The organism is Leisingera sp. F5 (assembly GCF_001593695.1).
The window spans coordinates 1-3,714 of the sequence record NZ_LUKH01000213.1 but is presented as its reverse complement, the minus strand read 5'-3'; the positions used below and the strand labels follow the sequence as shown (position 1 = coordinate 3,714).

Below are 3,714 nucleotides of genomic sequence, written 5' to 3'. Positions count from 1 at the left end.
TTTTGTTCGGCAAACCGCTGATCAACGTGCTGCGCCGCAAACAAGGCAAGGGCCAGCCGATCCGCGATGACGGGCCGGAGGGGCATTTTTCCAAGGCCGGCACCCCGACCATGGGCGGGCTGCTGATCGTCGGCGCGCTGCTGTCGTCGACCCTGCTGTGGGCGCGGCTGGATAATCCCTTTGTCTGGATGGTGCTGCTGGTGACGCTGGCCTTTGCGCTGATCGGCTTTGCGGATGATTATGCCAAGGTGTCTAAGCAGACTACGGCAGGCGTTTCGGGCAAGCTGCGGCTGGCTTTGGGGATTGCGATTGCGGCCCTGTGTGCAGTGATTGCAGCGCGGTTTCACCCGGAGGCGCTGCAGAACCAGCTGGCGCTGCCGGTGTTCAAGGATACGCTGATCAATCTTGGCCTGTTCTATGTGCCGTTCTCGATCTGCGTCATTGTGGGCGCTGCCAATGCGGTGAATCTGACCGATGGTCTGGATGGTCTCGCGATCATGCCGGTGATGATTGCGGCGGGAACGCTGGGGGTTATCGCCTATGCGGTGGGGCGTGTCGATTTCACCGAGTATCTGGACGTGCACTATGTGCCCGGCACCGGTGAGATCCTGATCTTCAGCGCCGCGCTGTTCGGTGCAGGGCTTGGGTTCCTGTGGTACAACGCGCCGCCTGCTGCGGTGTTCATGGGAGACACCGGCTCGCTGGCCCTGGGCGGGGCGCTGGGGGCCATTGCGGTGGCCACCAAGCATGAACTGGTGCTGGCCATCGTTGGCGGGCTGTTTGTGGTTGAGGCGCTGTCGGTGATCATTCAAGTCCTCTACTTCAAGCGCACCGGGCGCCGGGTCTTCCTGATGGCGCCGATCCACCACCATTATGAAAAGAAGGGCTGGGCCGAGCCGCAGATCGTGATCCGCTTCTGGATCATCTCGCTGATCCTGGCGATGATCGGTCTGGCGACGCTGAAAGTGCGCTGAGGCACGCCGAACAGCCGCCGCGCCAGGACTTCCGGCGGGTGGTGAAGCTGTCTTTCTCTTTGTGAACCGCGCGGGGCTTCAGGCTTGGCGCGGTTTTTCCTTATGAAGAAGGCGGCGCCGCCGGAGGGGCGGAGCATCGGATGGCCCTTGTCAGGGGCCATGTCCGTCTAGCGGCCTGTTCGGACCCGCCCTGCACCCGATGAAGAGGTGATCTGAGGGGGCCGGTCTCCTGGTCTTTGTGTTGCAACGGGAGGAGCGTAATCTGCGCCGGTGAACATCCCATGAGGGCAGCGTACGCCGGGGGGGCAACTGCTGGCGCTCCCGCCAATTTCGGCAGGCTTTGCCTGCCTGCTTATTGTTGGGCCCGGCACGGGCCTGAGGCCCGTGACGGGGAGCGCTTGAAGCCCGGCTTGCACCTGTGCAATGTGCCGCAGAAGTAATTACATCAAGATGAGGGCAGGCGATGATCCCGGTCAAAGGATATGAAGGCGCTAAGGTTGCCGTGCTGGGGCTGGGGCGCTCGGGTCTGGCGACGGCGCGTGCCTTGCGGACAGGCGGGGCGGAGGCGGTCTGCTGGGACGACAACCCGGCTGCGCGGGAGGCGGCGGAGGCGGAAGGCTTTGCCTGCCGTGATCTGCACAAGGCCGGCGCCTTTGACGATGTGGCGGCGCTGATCACTTCGCCCGGCATTCCGCATCTTTACCCCAAGCCCAATCCGGTGATCCGCACCGCTATGGATGCAGGCGTTCCGGTGGACAATGATATCGGCCTGTTCTTCCGCTCCTTTGCCGATGCCGAATGGCAGATGCATGACCAGCCGCCGCGGGTGGTGGCGGTGACGGGATCGAACGGCAAATCAACCACGGTGGCGCTGCTGCATCACATCCTGCAGGCAGCGGGGCGCGAAAGCCAGTTGGCGGGCAATATCGGCCGTGGGGTGCTGGACATTGATCCGCCGGGCAATGGCGGCGTGGTGGTGCTGGAGCTGTCGAGCTATCAGACCGAGCTGGCTCGTGCGCTGACGCCGGATGTCGCGGTGTTTACCAACCTCAGCCCGGACCATCTGGACCGGCATGGCGGCATGGGCGGCTATTTTGCCGCCAAGCGCCGCCTGTTTGCCGAGGGCGGGCCGGACCGTGCGGTGATTGGCATTGACGAGGATGAGGGGTTGTTTCTGGCCGGGCAATTGTCCGAAGGGCAAAGCGATGACCGGGTGATCAGGGTATCCGCTGCGCGCAAGCTGACCGGGCCGGGCTGGCAGGTCTTTGCCCGCAAGGGGTTCCTGAGCGAGTACCGCAAGGGACGGCAGGCGGCTTCGATCGATTTGCGGGAGATGACGGGCCTGCCCGGCGCGCATAACCACCAGAACGCCTGCGCGGCCTATGCGGCGGCGCGCACCTTGGGGCTGGCACCGCGGCTGATCGGCGATGCGATGGCCACCTTCCCGGGACTGCCGCACCGCAGCCAGACCATCGCTGAGGCTGGCGGCGTGCGCTATGTGAATGACAGCAAGGCCACCAACACCGACAGCGCGGTGAAGGCGCTGAGCGCGTTCAAAAACATTCGTTGGATCTGCGGCGGGCTGCAGAAGGACGGCGGGCTGGAGGCGCTGCAGGGGCGGACTGGCAATGTGGTGAAGGCCTATGTGATCGGGCGTGAGGCGGCGGGATTTTCCCTGCAGCTGGATGTGCAGGCAGAAGTCTGCACCACCATGGCCGCTGCGGTGGAGCTGGCCATTGCGGACTCGCAAGAGGGCGACACCGTGCTGCTGGCGCCGGCCGCGGCGAGCTTTGACCAGTATGACAATTTTGAGCAGCGCGGCGAGGATTTCATCGCCGAAGTGAAGACGCGGCTGGGTTGAAGCCGCCGGCAGGAAGGAACAGGACCCATGGCTAAGGCCGCAGAGGCGAAGAATACCGTGATGCTGGCCTTTCAGGTCATTCCACGGCTGCGCGAAGGTAACAACTTCGAGGCGGTCGATCAGGCCATTTCGGTGGTGAAAGCGTCGGGCGTGCCGTTCCAGGTGGGGGCGATGGAAACCACCATGAGGGGCGAGCTGGATCAGCTGCTGGAGATTGTGAAACAGGCGGAGAAGGCCTGCCTGGAGTTCGGCGCGGTGGAGGTGATCACCAATATTAAGATCCACACCACCACGCCGGAGGCGCATGACACGTTCTGCACCTATACCCGCGGGGTGACGCCGAGCAACAGCGTGTTCGTTGAAGACTAGGGGGAGGGGCTTCAGGCTCACCTAAGCGGAAAATCTTCAAGGGTCAGCCCGCGGTGGCGGACGGCTGGGTCATCTCCCCTGATAGGAGTTTGAAATAGCCGGGAAGCGTGTCCTGCAGCCGCTGGAGGCCATCAGCTGTCAGCGCGGCTTCTTTGGAACGCCCGTCGGAGGGGCTGGCCGAGAGGGTTATCAGCCCGTCTTTCTGCAGCGATTGCAGGGTGCGGGTCATCACCGGTTTCGACACGTCGATACGCTGGGCAATCTCATTCGGGGTCAGCGAGGCGCGCTCCGGTTCGCGGTCGATCACGATCAGCACCAGGAACCGCAGCTGCGACAGACCGTGGACGGCAAAAAAGGCGTCGAGGCTGCGGATCAGCAGGCTGGCGCGGCGCATCATCAGGAGCGCGCTGGTGATATGGTCCGGGTCGGCGCCGTATGCCTGGGCATAGGTGCCGACCATCTGCTGCGATGGCAGGTCCTTGAGGAAGAACATCGGCGTCAGGCCAGCGG

At 63.9% G+C, this 3,714-nt stretch carries 4 protein-coding genes; 3 read left to right on the top strand and 1 reads right to left on the bottom strand.

From position 1 onward, the window contains the following. The 3 genes from mraY to A2I95_RS27540 form a co-directional block, all read left to right on the top strand. Positions 1–974 (top strand): phospho-N-acetylmuramoyl-pentapeptide-transferase (gene mraY / locus A2I95_RS27550; protein ID WP_291735044.1); only part of this gene is annotated, 974 nt, incomplete at its 5' end. Positions 975–1,437: 463 nt separating this feature from the next. Next, positions 1,438–2,835: a UDP-N-acetylmuramoyl-L-alanine--D-glutamate ligase gene (murD, locus tag A2I95_RS27545; RefSeq protein WP_027258334.1), complete on the top strand. Its 1,398-nt coding sequence runs from the start codon at positions 1,438–1,440 to the stop codon at positions 2,833–2,835. A gap of 27 nt (positions 2,836–2,862) precedes the next feature. Further along, positions 2,863–3,204 (top strand): thiamine-binding protein, encoded by a 342-nt coding sequence (locus A2I95_RS27540; protein ID WP_027258335.1) that lies wholly within the window; start codon positions 2,863–2,865, stop codon positions 3,202–3,204. A 43-nt stretch (positions 3,205–3,247) separates the two neighbouring features. Here the strand turns inward: A2I95_RS27540 and A2I95_RS27535 are convergent. Next, positions 3,248–3,714: MarR family transcriptional regulator (locus A2I95_RS27535; protein ID WP_291735040.1), on the bottom strand; the 467-nt coding region annotated here is incomplete at its 5' end.

Bases quoted from the DNA above. Each gene is read 5' to 3' on its own strand.
- murD (WP_027258334.1), top strand. From the start codon at position 1,438: ATGATCCCGGTCAAAGGATATGAAGGCGCTAAGGTTGCCGTGCTGGGG.
- A2I95_RS27540 (WP_027258335.1), top strand. From the start codon at position 2,863: ATGGCTAAGGCCGCAGAGGCGAAGAATACCGTGATGCTGGCCTTTCAG.